This window comes from Cellulosimicrobium funkei (assembly GCF_004519295.1).
Classification (GTDB): Bacteria; Actinomycetota; Actinomycetes; order Actinomycetales; family Cellulomonadaceae; genus Cellulosimicrobium; species Cellulosimicrobium funkei.
In genome coordinates, this window is the sequence record NZ_SOZH01000004.1 from 581,860 (window position 1) to 602,402 (window position 20,543).

Annotated in this window: 22 protein-coding genes and 1 tRNA gene; 10 read left to right on the top strand and 13 right to left on the bottom strand. The window is 74.8% G+C overall.

Going from position 1 to position 20,543, the window contains the following annotated elements; genetic code table 11:
* Positions 1-181: 181 nt before the first annotated feature.
* Both E1O70_RS08495 and E1O70_RS08500 read right to left on the bottom strand, forming a co-directional pair.
* Entirely contained in the window at positions 182-1,453 is a 1,272-nt protein-coding gene (locus E1O70_RS08495; protein WP_061268307.1) for a threonine/serine exporter family protein, read from the bottom strand.
* Positions 1,454-1,515: 62 nt separating this feature from the next.
* On the bottom strand, positions 1,516-1,932 hold the full coding sequence (locus E1O70_RS08500) for a hypothetical protein (protein WP_061268306.1): 417 nt from the start codon (positions 1,930-1,932) through the stop codon (positions 1,516-1,518).
* A gap of 124 nt (positions 1,933-2,056) precedes the next feature.
* Between E1O70_RS08500 and E1O70_RS08505 the strand changes: the two genes are divergently transcribed.
* Together E1O70_RS08505 and E1O70_RS08510 are read left to right on the top strand one after the other, a co-directional pair.
* Positions 2,057-2,767 carry an antibiotic biosynthesis monooxygenase gene (locus tag E1O70_RS08505; RefSeq protein WP_082774601.1) on the top strand — a complete coding sequence of 237 codons (711 nt, stop codon included), beginning with the start codon at positions 2,057-2,059 and terminating at the stop codon, positions 2,765-2,767.
* Positions 2,768-2,796: 29 nt separating this feature from the next.
* A complete protein-coding gene (locus tag E1O70_RS08510) occupies positions 2,797-4,398 on the top strand; it encodes a mechanosensitive ion channel domain-containing protein (RefSeq protein ID WP_128957614.1) in 1,602 nt (533 codons plus the stop codon).
* A gap of 54 nt (positions 4,399-4,452) precedes the next feature.
* Here the strand turns inward: E1O70_RS08510 and surE are convergent, their stop codons facing one another.
* The 5 genes from surE to E1O70_RS08535 all read right to left on the bottom strand — a co-directional run bounded on the left by surE (position 4,453) and on the right by E1O70_RS08535 (position 9,043).
* Entirely contained in the window at positions 4,453-5,226 is a 774-nt protein-coding gene (surE, locus tag E1O70_RS08515; protein ID WP_061269355.1) for a 5'/3'-nucleotidase SurE, read from the bottom strand.
* A gap of 67 nt (positions 5,227-5,293) precedes the next feature.
* Positions 5,294-6,304 (bottom strand): 1-phosphofructokinase family hexose kinase, encoded by a 1,011-nt coding sequence (locus E1O70_RS08520; RefSeq protein ID WP_082774835.1) that lies wholly within the window; start codon positions 6,302-6,304, stop codon positions 5,294-5,296.
* A gap of 9 nt (positions 6,305-6,313) precedes the next feature.
* Positions 6,314-7,201, bottom strand: a complete 888-nt coding sequence (locus tag E1O70_RS08525) for a glycerophosphodiester phosphodiesterase (protein WP_082774834.1) — start codon at positions 7,199-7,201, stop codon at positions 6,314-6,316.
* Positions 7,202-7,299: 98 nt separating this feature from the next.
* Positions 7,300-7,863: a TIGR03086 family metal-binding protein gene (locus E1O70_RS08530; RefSeq protein WP_061269353.1), complete on the bottom strand. Its 564-nt coding sequence runs from the start codon at positions 7,861-7,863 to the stop codon at positions 7,300-7,302.
* 121 nt (positions 7,864-7,984) lie between these two features.
* Positions 7,985-9,043, bottom strand: a complete 1,059-nt coding sequence (locus tag E1O70_RS08535) for a 2,3-butanediol dehydrogenase (protein ID WP_021483082.1) — start codon at positions 9,041-9,043, stop codon at positions 7,985-7,987.
* A 268-nt stretch (positions 9,044-9,311) separates the two neighbouring features.
* Here E1O70_RS08535 and E1O70_RS08540 point away from each other — a divergent pair, with 268 nt between their 5' ends.
* The gene (locus tag E1O70_RS08540) at positions 9,312-10,457 is read left to right on the top strand and encodes a VanZ family protein (RefSeq protein WP_061269352.1); all 1,146 of its coding nucleotides are present in this window, start codon (positions 9,312-9,314) and stop codon (positions 10,455-10,457) included.
* On the opposite strand, the gene E1O70_RS08545 is transcribed toward E1O70_RS08540, so the two are convergent.
* Complete coding sequence (locus E1O70_RS08545) at positions 10,444-10,626, bottom strand: hypothetical protein (RefSeq protein WP_043655062.1); 183 nt, start codon at positions 10,624-10,626, stop codon at positions 10,444-10,446. The genes E1O70_RS08540 and E1O70_RS08545 overlap by 14 nt on opposite strands.
* Before the next feature lie 264 nt (positions 10,627-10,890).
* Between E1O70_RS08545 and E1O70_RS08550 the strand changes: the two genes are divergently transcribed.
* On the top strand, positions 10,891-12,504 hold the full coding sequence (locus tag E1O70_RS08550; protein WP_061269351.1) for a class I SAM-dependent methyltransferase: 1,614 nt from the start codon (positions 10,891-10,893) through the stop codon (positions 12,502-12,504).
* 199 nt (positions 12,505-12,703) lie between these two features.
* Positions 12,704-13,309: a hypothetical protein gene (locus tag E1O70_RS08555; protein ID WP_061269350.1), complete on the top strand. Its 606-nt coding sequence runs from the start codon at positions 12,704-12,706 to the stop codon at positions 13,307-13,309.
* Between the two features lie 264 nt (positions 13,310-13,573).
* Here E1O70_RS08555 and E1O70_RS08560 read toward each other — a convergent pair whose 3' ends face one another.
* Positions 13,574-14,176: a pyridoxamine 5'-phosphate oxidase family protein gene (locus E1O70_RS08560; protein ID WP_061269349.1), complete on the bottom strand. Its 603-nt coding sequence runs from the start codon at positions 14,174-14,176 to the stop codon at positions 13,574-13,576.
* 48 nt (positions 14,177-14,224) lie between these two features.
* Between E1O70_RS08560 and E1O70_RS08565 the strand changes: the two genes are divergently transcribed.
* Positions 14,225-14,839 (top strand): DinB family protein, encoded by a 615-nt coding sequence (locus E1O70_RS08565; RefSeq protein ID WP_061269348.1) that lies wholly within the window; start codon positions 14,225-14,227, stop codon positions 14,837-14,839.
* A gap of 31 nt (positions 14,840-14,870) precedes the next feature.
* Here E1O70_RS08565 and rlmC read toward each other — a convergent pair whose 3' ends face one another.
* The gene (gene rlmC / locus E1O70_RS08570; RefSeq protein ID WP_061269347.1) at positions 14,871-15,995 is read right to left on the bottom strand and encodes a 23S rRNA (uracil(747)-C(5))-methyltransferase RlmC; all 1,125 of its coding nucleotides are present in this window, start codon (positions 15,993-15,995) and stop codon (positions 14,871-14,873) included.
* 239 nt (positions 15,996-16,234) lie between these two features.
* On the opposite strand from rlmC, the gene E1O70_RS08575 reads away from it, so the two are divergent.
* Entirely contained in the window at positions 16,235-17,881 is a 1,647-nt protein-coding gene (locus tag E1O70_RS08575) for a glucan endo-1,3-beta-glucosidase (RefSeq protein ID WP_061269346.1), read from the top strand.
* Positions 17,882-17,996: 115 nt separating this feature from the next.
* Here E1O70_RS08575 and E1O70_RS08580 read toward each other — a convergent pair whose 3' ends face one another.
* Positions 17,997-18,284 (bottom strand): DUF4287 domain-containing protein, encoded by a 288-nt coding sequence (locus tag E1O70_RS08580; RefSeq protein ID WP_034651273.1) that lies wholly within the window; start codon positions 18,282-18,284, stop codon positions 17,997-17,999.
* 71 nt (positions 18,285-18,355) lie between these two features.
* Complete coding sequence (locus E1O70_RS08585; RefSeq protein WP_043655044.1) at positions 18,356-18,595, bottom strand: three-helix bundle dimerization domain-containing protein; 240 nt, start codon at positions 18,593-18,595, stop codon at positions 18,356-18,358.
* Positions 18,596-18,800: 205 nt separating this feature from the next.
* Between E1O70_RS08585 and E1O70_RS08590 the strand changes: the two genes are divergently transcribed.
* Together E1O70_RS08590 and E1O70_RS08595 are read left to right on the top strand one after the other, a co-directional pair.
* On the top strand, positions 18,801-19,262 hold the full coding sequence (locus tag E1O70_RS08590; RefSeq protein ID WP_021479821.1) for an ATP-binding protein: 462 nt from the start codon (positions 18,801-18,803) through the stop codon (positions 19,260-19,262).
* 101 nt (positions 19,263-19,363) lie between these two features.
* Positions 19,364-19,549, top strand: a complete 186-nt coding sequence (locus tag E1O70_RS08595; protein WP_061269345.1) for a hypothetical protein — start codon at positions 19,364-19,366, stop codon at positions 19,547-19,549.
* 28 nt (positions 19,550-19,577) lie between these two features.
* Here the strand turns inward: E1O70_RS08595 and E1O70_RS08600 are convergent.
* A tRNA-Lys gene (locus tag E1O70_RS08600) sits at positions 19,578-19,650 on the bottom strand.
* A 140-nt stretch (positions 19,651-19,790) separates the two neighbouring features.
* Here E1O70_RS08600 and E1O70_RS20570 point away from each other — a divergent pair.
* Entirely contained in the window at positions 19,791-19,922 is a 132-nt protein-coding gene (locus E1O70_RS20570; RefSeq protein WP_255218761.1) for a hypothetical protein, read from the top strand.
* Positions 19,923-20,543 lie beyond the last annotated feature (621 nt).

Consider the following 20,543-nt stretch of genomic DNA (forward strand, 5'->3'; position numbering starts at 1 on the left):
GGTGACCACGACGGCGTGCGGTCGGGCGGGACGCGAGCGCGCCCTCTCACCACGACGCCGACAGGCACGGTCTCGGGGTGGACCGCGGAGGCCTGTCGGCTGTTCCATCTTCAACTAGACGGACGTCCAGAGGGGTGGGCTCACGAGGGGAAGCCCCGGGAATGGCGTGGGGACCGTGTGCTCAGGACGTGAAGAGGGTACGTGTCACGCGTCCTGCGTCGCGCGTGACCGCCGAGCCGACGAGCGTCCCGAGCGCGATCCCGAACACGGCGACGACCGCGTTCGCGATCTCCTGCGCGGCCTCCGGGCCCCCGTTCACGAGGTCGGAGAGACCCAGGAGGCTCAGGGCACCGGGCACGAGGAGCCAGAACGCGGGCAGCGTCGTGACGGCCGCCGGCGGCCCGTGCCGCGAGCGCTCGACGAGCGCGGCGAGCGGGGCGATGACGAGCGCCCCGAAGAACCCGGCGAGGGGCGCCGCGGCGAGCGACCCCAGGAGCTGGGCCGCGTAGGCGCCCAGCAGCACGAGCAGGACCCAGGGGAGCGACCCGCGCGGGGACGACGCGAAGAGCATCTGCCCCAGCCCGACGGCGAGGATCCCGACCCACGGCGCCCACCACCCGAGGTGGTCGCCCTGCGGTGCCGCGACGAGCGGGCCCCCGACGGCGGCGCCGGCGACGACGCCGAACACGAGGAGCAGGAGCTGCGCGACGCCGTAGACGAGCCGGCTCGCCCCCGCGACGATCTGGTTGCTCGTCAGCTCGATCGCCGCGACGGTGAGCACCGACCCGGGCAGGAACGACACGAGCGGCGGGACGAGCACGCTCAGCGGGTCGTCGCCCAGCCACGGGTGCACCACGTCCACGGCGAGGAGCGTGACGACGAACGCCGCGACGACGGGCAGGGCGGTCGCGAGCGTGGGCCACCGCGTGCCGAGCCAGCGCAGCGCCCCGACGAGCAGCCCGAGCGCGAGGTAGACGGGCAGGAGCGGGCCCGTCGGGTTGAGCACGAGGCCGAACCCGACGGTGAGCAGCCCGTGCCCGACGACGGTGAGCACGGGCCCGAACCGGGGCGGGCGGGCGACGATCGCGCGCAGCTGGGCCCGCGCGTCGGCGAGCGGGACGTCCGACGTGCGCAGGCGGCGCACGAGCGTCATGAGCGCCCCGATCTGGTCGAGGTTGAGACCGCTCGCCTCCGCGGCCGAGAAGTCCGCGACCGCGCCGCTCTCGGTGCTCACCCGGACGAAGACGCCCGTCGGCAGGACGAGGGTGCCGACGGTCGAGGCGCCCGACCGCCGGGCGACCGCCTCGAGGTCGTCCTCGACGTCGGTGACCGAGCGGCCGGAGTCGAGGAGCGCCGTCCCGAGCTCGCGCAGGAGGGGCACGAGGTCGGGCGAGACCTCGGGCGGCTCGGGCTCGGCAGCGAGCGGCGGTTCGTCGCCCAGCGCGCGCAGCACCCGGCGCACGACGCCCGGGGCACGCCGGACGTCGTCGAGCCAGGTCGCGTGCCGGCGGCGGGTCAGGGCGGGCCCTCCGTGCTCACGGCGACGAGCGCGAGCAGGGCGTCCGCGTAGGCGTCGGCCGCGTCGGCGGCGCGGTGCTCGGCCGCCTCGCCGAGGACCTCGGTGCGCACGACGTACCCGTCGGCGGTCCGTTCGAGCGCGCGGAACGTGCCGCCGAGCAGCTCGCGGAGCTGGCCCTCCAGCGGGTGCCACAGCGCGTCCTCGAGCGCGACGGAGTCGAGCGCCCACTCCGTCGTGCCGTTGAAGCCGAGCACGACGCCGGTGTCGAACTCGTGCGGCTCGATGGTCATGTCGCTCACGGTGAAGACGTCGCCGTCGGCGCCGGTGGTGAGGAGGCGGAAGCGGTCGCCCGAGGCGGGGGACCACCGCACGCCCGCGTCGCGCAGGGCGAGCGCGAGCTCCCACGAGATCATGCCTGCCACGGTAGGCCCGGCCCGGCCGCCGCGCGCGTCGGCCCGCGTCCCGACCCGCGGGACGATCCGTCCCGCGCCGGCGCGCGTTCACGACCCGGAAACACTCGCCGCGTTCACTCGTCCCATGACCCACGACGTCCCCGGGGACGCGCGGCGGACCGGCGGCGACCCCGCCCGCGCCGTGCCCCCGAACCCGCCCGCCCGACCCCGCTCCGGCCCGGCCCTCGCCGGCGCCGGTCCTGTGACCGTCGCGATCGAGCGCCGCGTCCGGCCCGAGAACGTCCCCGCCGTCACGCGCTGGGTGCAGGACGGGGTCAACCTCGCCAACCGCTACCCGGGCTTCCTCGGCTCCGGCTGGGTGCGCGCGTCCGCCGGGTCGCACGACTGGCACATGCTCTACCGGTTCGCGGACGCCGCGACGCTCGACGCGTGGGAGACCTCGCCCGACCGGGTGGGCTGGCTCGCGCGGGGGCGGGACCTCGTCGAGGAGACGCGGGTCGAGCGCCGCACGGGCATCGAGGGCTGGTTCGACACCCCGACGTCTCCCGCGCCGTCGAGCGCGTCGGTCGTCGCGGCGCCGCCCCGCTGGAAGCAGTCCGTGAGCATCTGGCTCGGGTTCTTCCCGGTGAACCTCGCGTTCACCGTGCTCGTCGGGAGCCTGGTCCCGGCGTGGGACGAGGTGCCGGTCGTCCCGCGCGTGCTCGCCACGACGCTCGTCCTCACGCCCGTCATGACCTACCTCGTGCTGCCGCGCGTGACGCAGGTGCTCGCGCCGTGGCTGGCCCACCCTCCGCGGTCCCGGGCGCCCCGCGTCCGACGCGCGGCCCGGAGGTGACGGTCTCGCACCCTGCCTAGCCTGGGGGGATGGACACCGAGCTCGAGAACACGACCGACGTCCTGCTCACCCTCGGTGCGGTCGCGGCGGGCGTGGTCCTGGCGTTCGTGCTGGGGACGGTGATCTCCGCCGTCGTGCGGCGGGCCGGGCGGCGCAGCGAGCTGGCCCGGGACCTGTCGCGACGGCTCCGGCGGCCGGACCGCGCGGTCCTCACCGTCGTCGCCGTCTGGATCGCCGTGCGCGTCACCACCGACGCCGGGACGCCGTGGCGGCCCGCCGTCGAGCACCTGCTGCTCATCGCGCTCATCGTGGTCGGGGCGTGGTGGGTGGGCGCGATCGCGTTCGTGCTCGAGGACTCCGCGCTCCAGCGCTACCGTATGGACACCGCGGACAACCGGCACGCGCGCCGCGTCCGGACGCAGATCACGGTGCTGCGGCGGCTCACCGTCGCGGTGATCGTCGTGTGCGCGGTCGCGGGCATCCTGCTGACGTTCCCCGCAGCGCGCGCGGCGGGGGCGAGCCTCCTCGCGTCGGCCGGGCTCATCTCGATCGTCGCGGGGCTCGCGGCGCAGACGTCGCTCGCCAACGTGTTCGCGGGCATGCAGATCGCGTTCACCGACGCGATTCGCGTCGACGACGTCGTGGTGCTCGAGGGCGAGTGGGGGCGCATCGAGGAGATCACGATGACGTACGTCGTCGTGCACCTGTGGGACGACCGTCGGCTCATCATGCCGTCGACCTACTTCACGACGACGCCGTTCCAGAACTGGACGCGGCGCGCGGCCGACCTGCTGGGCACGGTCGAGCTCGACCTCGACTTCGAGGTGCCGGTCGGCCCGATGCGGGCCGAGCTGCGGCGGCTGCTGAGGCTCACGGACCTGTGGGACGAGCGCGTCGGCATCCTCCAGGTGACCGACGCCGTCGGGGGCCTCGTGCGCGTGCGGGCTCTCGTCAGCGCGCACGACGCCCCGACGCTGTTCGACCTGCGGTGCTTCGTGCGCGAGGGACTCGTCGACTGGTTGCAGCGCGCCGCGCCCCAGGGCCTGCCGCGCACGCGGCTCGAGCGCGCGGTGGACGCCCTGGACCTCGACGGACCGGACGAGCGCGACGGGCTCGGCGCGCCGGACGGGTCCGACGCGTCCGGTGGCCCCGGCCGCGACGCCACGGACGACGGCGGTCCCGTCGCCCCGGCGCGGCCGCCCCGGCTCCCCGCCGAGCGCGGTGCGCGCCGCGCCGACGCGCCCGTCGTCCTCGGCACGATCCGGCGCGCGGGCCGGGGCGCGGGCGCCGCGCCGAGCGAGGACCCGACGCGGCTCGTCGGGGTCGTGCCGGGCCCGGACGACGGCGCAGGTCGTCCCGGCCCCACCGGGCCGACCGCGGCGGACGGGGGCGTCGACGCCGAGGCGCCGGGCGGCACCCGGCCGCTGCCCGCCGTCGGGCACGACGACGACCTGCCCGAGGCCGCGGAGTCCGCCTTCTTCAGCGGGACGCCCGAGGGCGAGGAGCGCTCGCGGGCGTTCGCCGGGCCCGGCCAGGACGTCATCGAGGAGCGCGAGCGCACCGCCGAGCACGAGACGGTGCCGGACGAGACCCCCGACCACGACACCGGCGACGGTCGAGCACGTGGTTGACGACCGGATCGGCCGCGACGCGGTCGCGGATCCCGTGCTGGACGGCGAGGGTCGTCAGGCCAGGGGCGGGAGGGTGGGGATGTCGATGCTGGCGTCCGCGTAGGGGGCGACGAGGAGCGTCGCGGTGGCCCAGCCGCGCGTGAGCAGGCCGGTGTCGGAGTCGGGCTCGGAGTGCCGCTCGGTGCCCGAGTACTGGAGCACGAGGTGCCGGTCGCCGTCCTCGTGGATGTTCGCCTGGACGAGGCCGAACGACGCGAGGGGCGCCTGCCGCAGCCCGCGCAGGCGGTCGGGGGCGACGTCGGGCACGTTGACGTTGAGCGTGCGCCGGTCGAGCGGGACGTCGGTGGCGCTCCTGTCCATCCAGGCGAGCACGTGGTCGGTGACGAGCCGCGCGGTGTCCCAGTGCCGCGGCTCGGCGGCGTCGACCGAGACGGCGAGCGACCGGATGCCGTGCGTCATCGCGGACAGCGCCGCGCCGACGGTGCCCGAGTGCAGGATCGCGTTGCCCGTGTTCGCGCCCTTGTTGGCGCCCGAGAGCACGAGGTCGGGCCGCGGGCCGAACCCGCCGTACGCGGCGACGAACGCGATGAGCGCGGGGGCGGCGCGCACGGCGTAGGAGGTGACGTCGTCGGGCAGGCCGGGCGCGCGGCGCGGCTCGACGGCGAGCCGGCCGTCGCGCTCGGCGCCCAGCAGCGCGGCGCTCGCCCCGGACGACTCCCGGGCGGGCGCCGCGACGACGACCTCGTACCCGGCGTCGAGCGCCGCCCCGGCGAGCACCGCCAGGCCGGGGGAGTCGATCCCGTCGTCGTTGGTCACGAGTGCGCGCACGCGGTCCTCCTGAGGGTTCGGGTTCGGGTCCGGGTTCTGGTGCGGGGCCACGCTCCGCGGGCCCGCGTCAGGTCACGTCCTCGACCGTGACGCTGCGCGCGAAGCGCTCGATCTGGTCGCGGCGGCCCGTCCCGAGGCCCCGCCGCGTGACGTTGAGCGCCCCGGCCGCGGCGCCGAGCCGGACGGCGTCGGGCAGGCCGAGCCCGCGCCCCAGCCCGACGGCGATCCCCGCCGTCATCGAGTCGCCCGCGCCGCGGTGGTCGACGGTCGTGACGCGGGGCGTCGTGACCCGGTACGTGTGCTCGCGCGTGACGAGCAGCGAGGGGTCGTGCGCGCGGGACACGACGAGCGCGCGCGGGCCGGCGTCGACCATGGCGCGCGCGGACCGCAGGAGCGACTCCTCGGACTCGTCGTCGCTGAAGCCGCCCTCGACGAGCTCCTCGTGGCTCATCTTGAGCACGACCCCCGGCGCGTCGGCGACGGCCCGCGCCTGGTCGGCGGAGAGGTCCGCGACGACCTGGCGGTCCGAGGCGTGCAGGTCGTGGGCGAGGCGCCGGAAGAACGACGCGGGGACCCCGACGCCGGTCTCCGAGCCGGTGAGGATCGTGACGGCCGCGTCGAGCGCGCTGACCAGGACGGTGCTGTAGAGGTCGTCGACCTCGTGCCGGTTCAGGGGGTAGGGGTCCATCGTCACGAGCTCGGTGCGCTGCCCGCTGCGCCGGTCGTGGACGAACGCCCCGTTGCCGCCGGTGCCGACCGTGCGCAGCTCGAGGTTCTCGGTGCGGGCGAGGTGCGCCGCGACGCTGCCCGTCTCGCCGCCGAACGGCCCGCAGACCACGACGTGGGCCCCGAGCGAATAGGCCATGCGGGCGAGCCACAGGCCCTGCCCGCCAGGGTGGACGTGCACCTCGGGCGACGTCTCGGTCGGCCCGGCGGGCTCGATCTCGATCGCGAGCAGCGGGGTCAGGGCGAGCACGCACACCGCGGGCGACCGGGGCGCGCCGCCGGTCGCGGCAGGGCTCGTCGCGGTGCCGGGCGGGTGCGCGCCCGGGGGCGTCGGCGGGGTCGTCGCGCTCATCCGTCGAGGCTAGGGCGACGCGGCGAGGTCCACCTCTCGGGCGCCCGCGTGCGCGGCGGGGCCGAGCCGCGCGTCGAGCCAGCCGACGAGGCGGTCGGGTCGGTCGGTCATGATGCCGTCGACGCCCTGGACCAGGAGGTCGTCCCACTCGTCCGGCGTGTCCGCGGTCCAGACGTGCACGCGCAGGCCCGCGTCGCGCAGCGTCTCCACGAGGCCCGGCTCGTGCGCGAGGAGCGCGACCTCCGGGTGGCACCCCACGACCCCGAGGTCCGCGCACACCGCGACCAGCTCGTCCAGGCTGTCCGGGTGCAGCGCGAGCAGCAGCGCCCGGTCGAGGTGCGGCGCGGCGTCGCGCAGCGCGGCGACCGTGGGCGGCCAGAACGACTGGACGACCACCCGGTCCCCGATCCCGGCGGCGTCCACGACCCCCGTCACGAGCGCCGCGTCGTCCGCTGACCACACGCCCTTGAGCTCGACGAGCAGCTCCAGCCCGGGCCGCTCCGCGACGAACCGCGCCGCCTCCTCGAACGTGGGGACGCGCTGGCCCGCGAACGCCCGCGCGAACGACGACCCGGCGTCCAGCGCGCGGACCTGCGCCAGCGTCAGTCCGTCCACGCGGCCGGTGCCGTCCGTCGTCTCGTCCACGACGTCGTCGTGCAGCACCACGACGTGCCGGTCGGCCGTGAGGTGCACGTCGAGCTCGATCGCGTCCGCGCCCGCGCGCCACGCCGCCTCGAACGCCGCGAGCGTGTTCTGCGGAGCGACGGACGAGTTGCCCCGGTGCCCGACGACGAGCGGCCGGCCCGCGCGGTCGGCGGCCGGTTCGAGGAGCCGGGCGCGACCCGGTGCGCCGGGCGGCTCCGCCGGCGTCCGGGGTGCGGTGCGGTCGAGCGGCATGGGGCCAGTCTCGCGCGCGGCGCGCCCGGCCGTCCTGTGCAGGACGCCGCGTGCCGGACGTTTCCGCCGACGTTCACCCGGTCGTCGTGCGGCGCCGGTCAGCGCGCCCGGCCGGTGAGCGCGAGGAGGCGCGTGAGGTCGTCGGCGCCGTCGTCGACGTCGAGGGGACCGCGGAAGAGCGGGCCGGGCTCGAGGAACGTCGAGCGCGCCTCGGCGTAGCGCAGCGCCCACGCGACGAGCGCCGGGTCGACCTCCTCGTCCCCGCCCGTCGCCCGGGCCAGGTCCCACGCGTGCACCACGAGGTCGAACGTCATCTGCGCGCAGTACTCCGCGCCCGACTCGTCGCCGTACGAGAGATGCACGCGACGGTCGAGGGCGTCCGGCGCGAGGAACGCCTCGCGCGCCTGGACGGACGCGTCGACCCAGCGGTCGACGGGGTCGTCGCCCAGCACGTCCCCGTCGAACACGCCGCCGACGTCCTCGATCCAGCGGCCCGCGAGGAGCTCCGGGGCCCAGAGCTGCTCGGCCGTGACGTGGTTGACGAGGTCGCGCACGGTCCAGTCCGCGTCGGGCGTGGGGAGCGGCCAGCGGTCGTCGCGCAGCGGGCGCACGAGCGCGTCGAACGCGCCGATCGCGTCGCCGTGGGCGGCGAGGACGTCCATGCGGGCCTCCCGGGGCGGGGTGCTGCGGTGCTCCTCCACCGTGGCACGCCCCGCCGCGGCCCGCAGGTCGAGCAGCGCGGCCCGCGGCCCCCGGGGACGGTGGGCGCCGCGGGCCGCCGTCTCACACCGACACGACGATCTTCACGTGGTCGTCCTTGTGGTCGATGAGCTCTCGGTACCCCTTCTCCACGACGTCCTCGACGGCGATGCGGCTCGTCACGAACGGGGCGAGGTCGACCTTGCCCTCCTGCACGAGCCGGATCACGGCCGGGTGGTCGTCCGCGTACCCGATCGCGCCCTTGATGGTCAGCTCGCGGAGCAGGACCGTCATGACGTCGAGCGTCGGCGGCTCGGAGAACAGCGCCACGATCTGGAGCGTGCCGCCCGCCTTGAGCGCGCGGGTCAGCGTGTCGAGCACGGGCTGCGCGCCCGAGCACTCGATCGCGACGTCCGCGCCGCGGCCGTCCGTGAGCTCGAGGACGCGCGCGGCGACGTCGACCTCGCGCGGGTCGAGGACGTCGTCGGCCACCCCGGTCTCCAGCGCCTTGGCCTTGCGCGCCCCGCTCACCTCCGTGACGATCGCGCGCGCCCCGATCGCGTGCAGCACGGCGCACGTGAGCAGGCCGATCGGACCTGCGCCGCCGACGAGGACCGTGTCGCCCGCCTGCGCCCCGGAGAGGCGGACGCCGTGGTACGCGACGGCCAGCGGCTCGATGAGCGCCGCCTGGTCCAGCGGGACGTCGCCCACCGGGTGCACCCACCGCCGCTCGACCACGACGTGCTCCGCCAGCCCGCCGCCGCGGCCGGAGATGCCGATGAAGCCCATCTTCACGCACGCGTTGTAGAGCCCGTCACGGCACGGCGGGCACTCGCCGCACACCATGAACGGCTCGACGACGACCGCGTCCCCGACCGCGAGGCCCTCGACGCCCTCGCCGAGCTCCTCGACCACGCCGGAGAACTCGTGCCCGAACACGACGGGCAGCGTCTCGCCCGACAGGGGGTGCGGCTGCGTCTCCGACGGCGCCGGCGGGAACGGGCCCTCGAGGTAGAGGTGCAGGTCCGAGCCGCAGATCCCCGTCCACGCGGGCCGGATCTTCACGGTCCCCGGCCGGGTCTCGGGCTCCGGGACGTCCTCGATCCGGAGGTCTTCCTTGCCGTGGTACCGCGCCGCCTTCATCGTGCTCACCTCGTCCGTCGTGCCGCGCGCACCGGTCGGTGCGCGGCGGCCGGTCCCGGACCGGTCCTCGGTGCACCCGCGGCGACCCGTGGTTCCCGACCGCACCTCCACGGTAGGCCCGAGGCCCCGCCCCGGGCCGCGCCGAAGGTCCCGCCGGACGGGGCCGGTCGTCGTCGGCCGCGATACTGGGGCCCGTGACGCCGAACCCGACCCCGGTCCCGACCGTGACGCGCGCCGCGCACCGTCCCGCGCAGGGCGGAGCCCGCGCGTGACCGACCGGTGGACGTGGCCCGCGTACGTCGGCCTGCTCGGGGGCGCCCTGCTCTTCGCCGCCTTCCTCGTGCCCGCGCTCGCGTGGCAGTACCGGCGGTACGGCCGCCGGAGCGGCCGGCGTCTGCTCGGGGCGGCCGCCGTCGCGGTCTACGGGGTCGCGCTCGTCGCCTACACGCTCCTGCCGCTCCCGAGCGGCGACCTCGCGCGGTGGTGCGCGCAGTACGGCGTCGCGGGCGCCGAGCTCGTGCCGTTCCACTCGCTCGCGGACGTCCGACGGGACACGGCCGGGCTCGGGCTCGGCGCGACCCTGCGCAGCACGGCCGTGCTCCAGGTGGTCTTCAACGTCGTCCTGTTCGTCCCCTGGGGCGTGCTCGTGCGGCGCTACCTCGGCCGCGGGGTGCTCGTCACGACGCTGTCCGGCCTGCTCGTGTCGCTCCTCGTCGAGACCACGCAGTACACCGGGATCTTCGGCATCATCCCGTGCTCGTACCGGGTCGCCGACGTCGACGACGTGCTGACCAACACGCTCGGCGCGCTCCTCGGGGCGCTCGCGGCGCCCCTCCTGCTGCGCTGGATGCCGCGCGCGGGAGAGCTCGAGGCACGCCGCGAGGAGGCCCGGCCGGTGACCGTCTGGCGGCGGTGGCTCGGGATGCTGCTCGACGCGCTGCTCGTCACGGCGCTGGGCGTCGTGCTGCAGGTCGTGTACCGCACGGTGCTCTACGCGCTCGGGCGCCCGCTGCCCGACGGCGCGGACTGGGCCCAGTGGCTGCTCGGCACGCTCGTGCCGTTCGTGGTCGTGTTCGTGGTGCCGACGTTCCTCGGCAGCGGCGCCTCGTGGGGCCAGCGGACGGTGTGGCTCGCCCCGCGCTGGGCCGGCCGGCGCGGCACGACGGCGCAGCGCGTCGCGCGGGCGGCCGCGGGCGGCGCGCTGTGGGGAGCGCTCGGTCTGCTGAGCGACCTGCCGGTCGGTGTGCCCGCGGCGGTGGGGGTGGCCGCCTCGGTCGCGGCGCCGCTCGCGGCCCTGTTCGCGGTGGTGTCGGTGGTCGCGGTCCCGTTCACCCGCGGGCGCCGCGGGCTCTCGGGTGCGGTGAGCGGGGCAGAGCTCGTGGACGCGCGGGAGGTGTCGGTCAGCCCTCGGTGAGCAGGCCGACGAGCAGGGCCACGGCGCCCCACACGAGGAGGCCGCCGCCGACCGCGATCGCGATGCCGCTCGCACCCGTCGACCCGGCGCGGCGCGCGCCGCGGACGGCCGTCGCGGCGATCGCGAGGCCGGACACGACGAGCACAGCCCCTGCCACGATCCAGAACATCGCCCATACCGTCGCATACGGCGCGCCCTGCTGCATCGTGGACGGCCGTCCAGGTCTGGCGTGTCGCGTCGTGCGAACACGTGCCCGGACCCGCACAACCGCACCGTTCCGCGCCTCGTGAGCGCCCGTGCCCCGGACGCGGGCCCTGCGGGTGCTGCGTCCGGCCGCCCGAGACGTGAGACGGGTGGCGCCCAGGGCTGCGGCTGTCGGCCCGAGAGGTGAGACGGGTTGCGCCCGGGTGCCGGCTGGCCGCACCGTGTGCGGGTGCCCCTCCCCACCGACGGCCCGCCCGTGCGCCGCATCCTCTTCCCCGGCCGCCACCACGTCGTCACGCGATACCAGGTCGACTACCTCCGGGCGCTGCGCGCCGGTCTCGTGCACGACCTCGACGGTCGGCGCGTGCGCTGCACCCCCGACGTCGAGGTCGTCTGGGTCGTGACGTCCGCCAACCACGCCGGAACCCGCCGCAACCCGCTGCCCGGGCACCGGCGCGAGGCGCTCGTCGAGAACGTCACGACCCGGGAGGGCCTCGCGTCCGTCGTCGTGCCCGTGCCCGACGTCGCGCCCGACGACCGCTTCGCCCACCTCGTCGTGACGAGCGTCGCGACCGCGACCGGCGTCGCGCCGGACCCCGCGGACACCGTCGTCGCGTGCTCGACGCCGGCGCTCGTCGACGCCTACCGCGCGCTCGGCTACCGGGTCGCGGGGGTCGAGCTCGACGCCGCCGAGCCGGGCGGCGACCTCCCCGCGCGGCCGTGGGACGTCGTCGAGCAGATCGCCGCGGGGGACGAGCGCTGGCGCGACGTCGCGCACCCCGCCGTGCCGGAGTTCTTCGCGCGCTACCGGTTCGTCGAGGACGTCCGGCGGATCTTCGCCGACCCGGTCGTGTCCGGCGACGGCGACCTCACCTCGACGCGCGACTACCGCACGTACGCCGCCGCGTTCGAGGACGCGTCGGCGCGCAAGTGGGCCCAGGTCGCCCCGCACGTGCGGCCCGGGCGGATCGTCGACATCGGGTGCGCGACGGGCGGCCTCCTGGAGCACGTGGCGCGCGAGCCGCGCCTGCACGAGTCGGACCTGTTCGGCGTCGACGTCGCGCGGCACCTCGTCGCGGAGGCCGAGCACAAGAAGGCGCAGGGCGTGTTCGCGAACCCGCACGTGTGGTTCGTGCAGGCCAACATCCTCGACCGGTCCGTGATGCCCGACGCCTCCGTCGACACGACCCTCACCGTCGCGCTCACGCACGAGGTGTCGTCGTACGGGGACGGCGTGCGCGACGTCGAGACGTTCGCGCGCCGCGTCCACGCGCACACGCGGCCCGGCGGCGTGTGGATCAACTCGGACGTGTGCGGCCCCGCGGAGCCGGACCGGGTCGTCGTGCTCACGCTGCGGACCGACGACGGCGCCCCCGCGACCGGCGACGGGCCCGGCGGCGCCCGCACCGACCTCGACGACCTCGCGCGCGAGGACGTCGCGGCGTGGGTCGGGGCGCTCTCGACCGACGCCCGGCTCGTCCAGTTCGCGTACGACTTCCCCCGCCTCTCCGGCGCCGACTTCCGGCCCGAGCGCGTGCGCCCCGGGTCGTGGCGGATCACGCTGCGCGAGGCGATGGAGTTCCTCACGCGCAAGGACTACGTCGACAACTGGTTGTCCGAGAGCCACGAGCGCTTCTGCGACCTCACCGGCCCCCGATGGGCCGACCTCCTCACCGCCGCCGGGTTCGAGCTCGAGCCGGCCAGCGGGGCGTGGCGCAACGAGTGGGTCGTCGAGCACGCGTTCGCGCCCGTCGCCGCCCTGCACGACGCCACGACAGGCGAGCCCGTCGACTGGCCCGACACCCACGTCCTCACCGTCGCCCGCCGCCCCGAGCTCGCCTGACCTGCCCGCCCTGCCGAGGCCGAGCCGCAGTCGCGCGGGCTCGCGCGAGGTAGAGCCCCGGTGGGCCGAGGTAGAGCCCTGGTCGCGCGAGGTAGAGCCCAGGTGGGCCGAGGTAGAGCCCAGGTCGTGACCTCGGCTCTACCTCACCGGACGGGCTCTCCCTCGGGAGGGCGTGGCGGCGTGGTCGTAGGCTCGGAGCGTGCTCCTCGACGCCCGCACGCTGCGCGGCCTCCAGGACGGGACGGTGACGCTGGCGTTCCGCCGCTGGACGACGCCGCGCGTGCGCGTCGGGACGCTCCAGCGCACGCAGGTGGGCGTCGTCGAGGTGACGTCGGTCGAGCGCGTGCCCGTCGGTCCGGACGGCGAGCCCGTCGTGTCCGACGACGAGGCCCGCCTCGCGGGGATGACCTCGCCCGAGCGCGTGCTCGCTCGGGGCGCCGGGCGCGAGGGGGACCTCTACCGCGTGGGCCTGCGGCTCGCCGGCCCGGACCCGCGCGTCGCGCTGCGCGAGGACGCGGACCTCGACGAGGACGCCGTCGAGCAGCTCCGCACCGCGCTGGCGCGGAAGGACCGGGCCGCCGCGGAGCCGTGGACCCGCCGGTACCTCGAGCTGATCGGCACGCACGAGGGTGTCGTCGCGCGCGAGCTCGCGGCCGGGCTCGGGATGGCCCGCGACGACTTCAAGGTGCGCGTGCGCCGGCTCAAGGAGCTCGGCCTCACCGAGAGCCTCGACGTCGGGTACCGCCTCTCGCCGCGCGGGAGGGCCTACCTCGCCGCGACGGCGGACGAGCGGCCCGCCTCGTGAGGTCGAGCTCCCTCGCGGGGCCAGGCCTCTACTCCGCGCGACCAGGCCTCTACCTCGCGAGACCCCGCCTCTACCTCGCGAGACCCCGCCTCTACCTCGCGGACCTGGGCTCTACCTCGCGAGACCCCGCCTCTACCTCGCAGAACCGGGCCTCTACCTCGGCGAGGTAGAGGCCTGGTAGTGCCTGGCGGCGAGACGTGCGCGCGGGCGTGCGCCGCGGGCTCTCGGGTGCGCACGCACCGAGGAACCCGGCGTCATGAGGCGTCAGCGCCCGAGGGCTTCGCGTGGCGTCGTGGTCTCCACGGTGTGCGAGCCGTCGCCGATCGCCGGGAGGCCGTCGATGCTCGTGGTGTTCTTCGTGACGCGGTAGGCCTCGAGCTGCTCCGGGGTCTTGCGGTCGGCCCAGCGGTCGAGCAGGTCCCGGTCCTCGACGAGGGCCATGCGCGGCACGGAGAACCCGCGCGAGTCGGAGACCCGCGTCACGTCGACGACCACGACGCCGCGCTGGCCCGCCGTCTCGCGCTTGGGGAAGCGGGTGCGCAGCGTGTCGAACTCCGGGGTGCCGGCCTCGACGTACCGGCCGGTCCCGTGGAAGCGGACGATGTTGGGCGGACCCTCGAACGCGCAGAACATCACGACGATCCGGCCGTTCTCGCGCAAGTGCGCCGGCGTCTCGGCGCCCGAGCCGGTGTAGTCCAGGTAGGCGACGCGGTGCGGCCCGAGCACCGCGAACGTCCCGGCCATGCCCTTGGGCGCGACGTTCACATGACCGTCCGCGGCGAGCGGCGCGGTGCCGACGAAGAACACCGGCTGCGCGAGGACGAACGCCGCCAGCCGGTCGGTGATCTCTGCGTGCACGGTCGCCATGAGGGGAGTCTGGCACTGGCGTGGGAGGGCGTCGGTAGCGTCCGGTGGATGAGCACGAGGACGGCACCGGACCACGACCCCAAGGCGACGCTGCTGCGGTACCTGAGCCGGGAGCGCGACGCGCTGCTCGCCAAGGCGGAGGGGCTGAGCGAGTACGACGTCCGCCGTCCGCTCACGCGCACCGGCACGAACGTCCTGGGCCTGGTGAAGCACGTGGGCAGCGTGCAGCTCGGCTACCTGCACGAGGCGTTCGGCGGCACGCACGACCTGGACATGCCCTGGTTCGCCGACGACGCGGAGGTGAACGCCGACATGTGGGCCTCGGCGGACGAGAGCCGGGAGGAGATCCTGGAGCTCTTCCGCCGGTCGTCGGAGCTGTGCGACACGACCGTGGCGTCGCTCGACCTCGACGCGCCCGGGCACGTCCCGTGGTGGCGCCCGGGGAACCGGGACGTCACGCTCCACCAGGTGCTCGTGCACGTCCTCGCGGAGGTGGCGCACCACGCCGGCCACGCCGACATCGTGCGCGAGCTCGTCGACGGCGCGGCGGGTGACGGGCGGGGCAACCTGCCCGCGCTGGACGACGACGAGTGGGCCGCCTACCGGGCGCGCGTCGAGTCCGCGGCCGTCGAGGCGTCCCGACGCGCGGGGGAGCGCCCCTGAGCCGCGCGGCGCTCGCGGACGCCGGGCGAGGTCAGGCGCGCTCGAGCAGGACCGCGACCTCGTAGTGCGACGTCTGCGGGAACATGTCGAGCACGCGCGCCTCGCGCGGTCGGAGCGACGGCATGAAGGCCAGGTCGCGCGCGAGCGTCGTCGCGTTGCAGCTCGAGTAGACGACGTGCCCGACGCCGGACCGCTCCAGCCAGGTGCTGAGCGTCTCCCCGATGCCGCGCCGCGGGGGGTTCACGACGACGAGGTCCGGCACGTCCTGCCGTGAGAGGGCGAACGCGGTCGCGTCCTCGGCGAGGAAGGTCGTGCGGTCGAGCCCGGCGTCGCGCGCGGTGAGCCGTGCGCTCGCGACGGCCTCGGCGCTCGTCTCGACGCCGACGACGTCGCGACAGGGCCCCGCGACGTGCAGCGCGAACCCGCCCACGCCGCAGTAGAGGTCCCAGACCGTGGCGGGTGCGGCGTCCTCCACCCAGGCCCGGCCCTGGCGGTAGAGGGCCGCGGCGACGTCGGTGTTGGTCTGGAAGAAGCTCTGCGGGCGCAGGTGGAGGTCGATCCCGTTGACGTGCATGCGCAGCGTCTCGGCCTCGGTGAGCACGATCTCGGTCTCGCCCTCGACGACGGCCTTGTGCTCGGGGTGCAGGTTCACGGACACGACGCGCAGCGACGGGAGAGCGTCGAGGAGGGCCGGCAGGTGCTTGCGGACCCGTGGCACGGACTCGGTGGACCGCAGGACGAACCGCGTCATGAGGTCGCCGTCGGGGGAGAGGGTGACGAGGACGTACTTGAGCTCGCCACGCCGGGTGCGGACGTCGTAGGGGACGAGCCGCGCGCGCGTGACGAACGCCGCGAGCGCGGGGAACGACGCCTGGAGCGCGGGCGGGTAGAGCGGGCAGTCGGTGAGGTCGACGCCGCCGCCCTCCGCGAGGATCCCGAGCACCGGGGCGTCGGTGGTGCCGGTGACGACCATCTTCGCCTTGTTGCGGAAGCCGGAGTCGGCGGACTCGACCGTCGGCAGCCAGGCGAGGTCCGGCGCGAGCGGGGCGAGGAGCTCGGCGCAGTGCTCCTGCTTGCCGGTGACCTGCGCGGGGTACGCGAGGTCGAGGAGGGTGCACGACCGGCACCGGCCGGCGTCGTAGTGGTGGCACTGCACTCGTTCGAGTCTACGGGCGACCGGCTCCCTCCCGGGGGGCCGCGCGCGGAGGGAGCGCCGCGGCGTCGATCCATGGCCCCCAAGCACGCCGCACCGGACGCGGGGGAGCGCTCCCTGGCGTCGCGGGCCGCTGTCCGTTACGGTCGTGGCAGCGCTTCCACACCTCCTGTGGCAACGCTGTCGCCGGAACGGTCCGGCGACCGGTTTCGACGGAGCAACCGAACAGGAGCAGATCCCGTATGCCTCACGACAGGAAGAACAGCAGCAGACGAGCGTGGGCCGCGCTGTGCGCCGCGGTCCTCGCGGTGAGCGGGGCGCTGGTCGGCGTGGCGGCGCCCGCGAGCGCGGTCCCCGCGACCATCCCGCTGACGATCACCAACGACTCGGGCAGGGGGCCGATCTACCTGTACGTCCTCGGCGAGCGCGACGGCGTCGCCGGCTGGGCGGACGCGGGCGGCACGTTCCACCCGTGGCCCGGCGGGGTCGGGCCCGTGCCCGTCCCGGCACCCGACGCGTCGATCGCCGGACCCGGCCCCGGCCAGTCCGTGACGATCCGGCTCCCGAAGCTGTCCGGGCGCGTCTACTACTCGTACGGCCAGAAGATGACGTTCCAGATCGTGCTCGACGGGCGGCTCGTCCAGCCCGCCGTCCAGAACGACTCCGACCCCAACCGGAACATCCTCTTCAACTGGACCGAGTACACGCTCAACGACGGCGGCCTGTGGATCAACAGCACGCAGGTGGACCACTGGTCCGCGCCGTACCAGGTGGGCGTCCAGCGCGCCGACGGGCAGGTCCTCAGCACGGGCATGCTCAAGCCGAACGGCTACGAGGCGTTCTACACGGCCCTCGAGAGCGCGGGGTGGGGCGGGCTCGTGCAGCGCGCGCCCGACGGGAGCCGCCTGCGCGCGCTCAACCCGTCGCACGGGATCGACGTCGGGAAGATCTCGTCGGCCTCGATCGACTCCTACGTCACCGAGGTGTGGAACTCGTACCGCACGCGCGACATGGTCGTCACGCCGTTCTCCCACGAGCCCGGCACGCAGTTCCGCGGCCGGGTCGACGGCGACTGGTTCCGCTTCAGGAACGGGTCCGGGCAGGAGGTCGCCGCGTTCAAGAAGCCCGACGCGTCGAGCGTGTACGGGTGCCACAAGGACCTCCAGGCGCCCAACGACCACGTCGTCGGGCCGATCGCCCGCACCCTGTGCGCGGCGCTCGTCCGCACCACGGCGCTGACGAACCCGAACCAGCCGGACGCGAGCAACGCCGGCTTCTACCAGGACGCCCGCACCAACGTCTACGCGAAGCTCGCGCACCAGCAGATGGCGAACGGCAAGGCGTACGCGTTCGCGTTCGACGACGTCGGCGCGCACGAGTCGCTCGTCCACGACGGCAACCCCCAGGCCGCGTACATCAAGCTCGACCCGTTCACCGGCACGGCCACGCCCCTCGGGAACGGCGGCAGCACCGAGCAGCCGGGCACCCCCGGTGGTCTGCCCGCCGGGACGGGTGCGCTCCGCATCGGGAGCACGCTGTGCCTCGACGTCCCGTGGGCCGACCCGACCGACACCAACCAGGTCCAGCTCGCCACCTGCAGCGGCAACGCGGCGCAGCAGTGGACGCGCGGCACCGACGGGACCGTGAGAGCCCTCGGCAAGTGCCTCGACGTCGCGCGCAGCGGGACGGCCGACGGCACCGCCGTGTGGATCTACACGTGCAACGGCACGGGCGCGCAGAAGTGGACGTACGACTCCGCGACCAAGGCCCTGCGCAACCCGCAGTCCGGCAAGTGCCTCGACGCCCAGGGCGGCGCACCGCTGCGTGACGGCCAGAAGGTCCAGCTCTGGACCTGCAACCAGACCGACGCCCAGCGCTGGACGCTCTGACCGCGCCCGTCGCCTGAGCCGCCCCGCACCCCGGTGCCCGACGACGCCCGCTCCCGGGACGTCGTCGGGCACCGGCGTGCGGGCCGAGGGAGGGCCGCGCCGGGCCCGCCGGGTGTCAGGCCGGCCGGGTCGCCTTGCCGTCGAGCCACAGCGTGTCGGAGTCGTCGCGGTGCGAGCCGTCGGACCCCACGTGCTTCGACGAGATCTGCGGGCCCTTCGTGATGACGTGGACCATCGCCATGCCGTGCCCGCGGCCCAGGCCGTAGTCGTCCCGGAGCCACTCGAGGATCGGGGTTGCCTTCGTCGTCTCGTCGAACCCGCGCTCGTGCGCGAGGTCGACCAGCTGGCGCGGGGTCAGACCGGTCTTGTCCTCGACCGCGTCGAGATAGGCCTGGAAGGACATGCGAGCTCCTCGTCGTCGGGGCAGGTCGGTCGACCCGCCGCGAACGTACCGACGACCGCCCACACCCGGACTCATCGGTCGGGGCGCACGCTCCCGCGGGGCGGCCGGTGCGCCCGCTCGCCCGAGCGCAGCACGTCCATCACCGCGTTCTCCACCAGCACCGGCACGAAGTCGCGCACGTGCGCGGCCTGGTACCGGCCCAGCTCCGCGAGCACCTGCTCGCGGACGTCGTCCACCGGCACGTCCGGGAAGCGCGTGCTGACCCGCTCCACCACGACGTCGATCTCGCGGTCCTCGTCCTCGATCGCCATGGTCCGACGGTCCGGCCGCGCCCGTCCCGCGCGCAACCAACGGGGGATGAACGGGCGGTGTCGGGCCGCCGACCGCCGCTGACCGGCCCGGTCCCGGTGGCCGTGCCGGCGGGCCCTGGCGAGCCGGGCGGGACGGGGTGCGGGCCGGGGGTTCGCGTGTCAGGGTGGCCGCTCCGCTCCTTCAAGCCGCTGGAGGTACCCCCGCGTGGACGACCAGACCCTGATCGACGTCCCCCTCGACGACGCCGACCTCATCACGTCGATGCCGCCCGAGGAGTACCAGCTCGTGGAGGAGTGGGTGCTCTCCACGACGGAGGAGCTCTCCGCGCTGCGCGCCGGCCTCGTGGCGACGCTCGAGAGCCAGGGCGTCGCGTCGACCGGTCGGCTCTCGTCCACGCCGGACAAGCTCGTCCTCATCGCCTCGGAGCTCGCGACCAACGCTCTGCGCCACGGCCTGCCCCCGACGATCGTGCGCCTCGCCCGCAGCGGCGACCGGTTCCTCCTCGAGGTCGCCGACCACGACGTGTCCACCGAGCCCGTCTACGCCGGGCGCCGCATCCCCGGCGCAGGCGGCGTCGGCCTGCACATGGCCCGCCAGCTCTCGCTCGACGTCGGCTGGTACCGGACCGACGACGTCAAGACCGTCTGGGCGACGTTCACCGCCTGAGCGTCTGCTGACCCGACCCGACCCGACCCTTGCGCGCGCCGCTGACCGGCGCCGACGGGGGTGTGGCCGTCCGCCGAGCCGCGCCGTGAAAGAGTGCGCGCGTGCTCGTCGACGTCTTGCTGCTGCTCGCCCTGGTCACGGGGCTGCTCGCCGCAGTGCTCCTGCGCTCGGCCTACGTGGTGACGCAGGACCCGCGGCTGCGTCGTTCGGTCGCCGGCTGGGGCTGGCCTCTCGCCTTGGCGGCGGTGGTCCTCGGGCTCGTCGTCGCGGCGCTCGACGGCGCCTGACGGTGCCGGGGCGTCCACAGGTCAGCAGTGGGCCCCGTGGGGTTCGAACCCACAACCTACGGATTAAAAGTCCGCAGCTCTGCCGATTGAGCTAGAGGCCCGGGTCGTGCGGGAGTTGGCCTGAACAGCCCTTGGTGAAGACAAGGCGAGAAGTTCCAGCGCCTGGTCGATCGCGCGCGTCCAGTCGCAGCCTACCGGTGATGGCGGACCTAAAGGGGCACCGCACTAGGGATGTCAGGGCATGGCGAGGACGTCTGTTGGCGTTGCTCGTCTGTCAGCCCTGATCGCCCCACCGTTCGGCATCGGCATCGGCATCGGCATCGGCATCGGCCTCGGCGTCGTCGAAGGCGGCCTCGCCCTTGTAGTGGTCTGAGATCTCGCGCAGGACGTGCGCGGTGCGCGGCCACCGGGTCGCGATACGCGAGGCCGTATCACGGTAGTCATCCTCGACCCCGCGCTCCCGATCCCCGCCGTCGTAGACGCCACGGGACGTGACGCTGCGTTGGTCGGCTCGCCCGAGTCGGGGCTGCTCGCTTCGATCCTCGTGTTCGCGAGGTCCTGATATGCGTCTCGAACCTTCTCGGCTGGCCACACGTCGTCTCGGCCAGTGGGCTCGAGACCAGCACCTGGCCGATCAACTCAAGCCCGATTGCGACGCGGCCAACTTCTGCCAGTGCGCGACGGGCACCGAGGACCCAGCCGGCGAGGTGCTGGCCGTCGGTCGTGCCGTCCGGGCGCAGCCCGGGCAGCTTGGACCACTCGTGAAGCACACTCCAAGCCAGACCGGCGAATCTGATCGCTCTCTGCCAGCGTTCTCTAGGATTTGTCCTTTTCACAGAACGCGAACTTGACCAGGTGTGCAATTGGTCCGGGTCGGCGCCGAGCATGCGGTACGGCAGGGTGTGCCCGTGGTACTTGGGGCTGCTGCATGATTCCGTGACAGTTGGTTAGGCAGCTTGGTCGGCGGCCTGGCTCATGATGATCTCGAACTCGA

Excerpts from the sequence above, each read along its gene's own strand:
- E1O70_RS08500 (WP_061268306.1), bottom strand. The coding sequence starts at position 1,932 with ATGATCTCGTGGGAGCTCGCGCTCGCCCTGCGCGACGCGGGCGTGCGG.
- E1O70_RS08505 (WP_082774601.1), top strand. The coding sequence starts at position 2,057 with ATGACCCACGACGTCCCCGGGGACGCGCGGCGGACCGGCGGCGACCCC.
- E1O70_RS08510 (WP_128957614.1), top strand. The coding sequence starts at position 2,797 with ATGGACACCGAGCTCGAGAACACGACCGACGTCCTGCTCACCCTCGGT.
- E1O70_RS08520 (WP_082774835.1), bottom strand. The coding sequence starts at position 6,304 with ATGAGCGCGACGACCCCGCCGACGCCCCCGGGCGCGCACCCGCCCGGC.
- E1O70_RS08525 (WP_082774834.1), bottom strand. The coding sequence starts at position 7,201 with ATGCCGCTCGACCGCACCGCACCCCGGACGCCGGCGGAGCCGCCCGGC.
- E1O70_RS08530 (WP_061269353.1), bottom strand. The coding sequence starts at position 7,863 with ATGGACGTCCTCGCCGCCCACGGCGACGCGATCGGCGCGTTCGACGCG.
- E1O70_RS08535 (WP_021483082.1), bottom strand. The coding sequence starts at position 9,043 with ATGAAGGCGGCGCGGTACCACGGCAAGGAAGACCTCCGGATCGAGGAC.
- E1O70_RS08545 (WP_043655062.1), bottom strand. The coding sequence starts at position 10,626 with ATGTTCTGGATCGTGGCAGGGGCTGTGCTCGTCGTGTCCGGCCTCGCG.
- E1O70_RS08560 (WP_061269349.1), bottom strand. The coding sequence starts at position 14,176 with ATGGCGACCGTGCACGCAGAGATCACCGACCGGCTGGCGGCGTTCGTC.
- E1O70_RS08565 (WP_061269348.1), top strand. The coding sequence starts at position 14,225 with ATGAGCACGAGGACGGCACCGGACCACGACCCCAAGGCGACGCTGCTG.
- E1O70_RS08575 (WP_061269346.1), top strand. The coding sequence starts at position 16,235 with ATGCCTCACGACAGGAAGAACAGCAGCAGACGAGCGTGGGCCGCGCTG.
- E1O70_RS08580 (WP_034651273.1), bottom strand. The coding sequence starts at position 18,284 with ATGTCCTTCCAGGCCTATCTCGACGCGGTCGAGGACAAGACCGGTCTG.
- E1O70_RS08585 (WP_043655044.1), bottom strand. The coding sequence starts at position 18,595 with ATGGCGATCGAGGACGAGGACCGCGAGATCGACGTCGTGGTGGAGCGG.
- E1O70_RS20570 (WP_255218761.1), top strand. The coding sequence starts at position 19,791 with ATGGCGAGGACGTCTGTTGGCGTTGCTCGTCTGTCAGCCCTGATCGCC.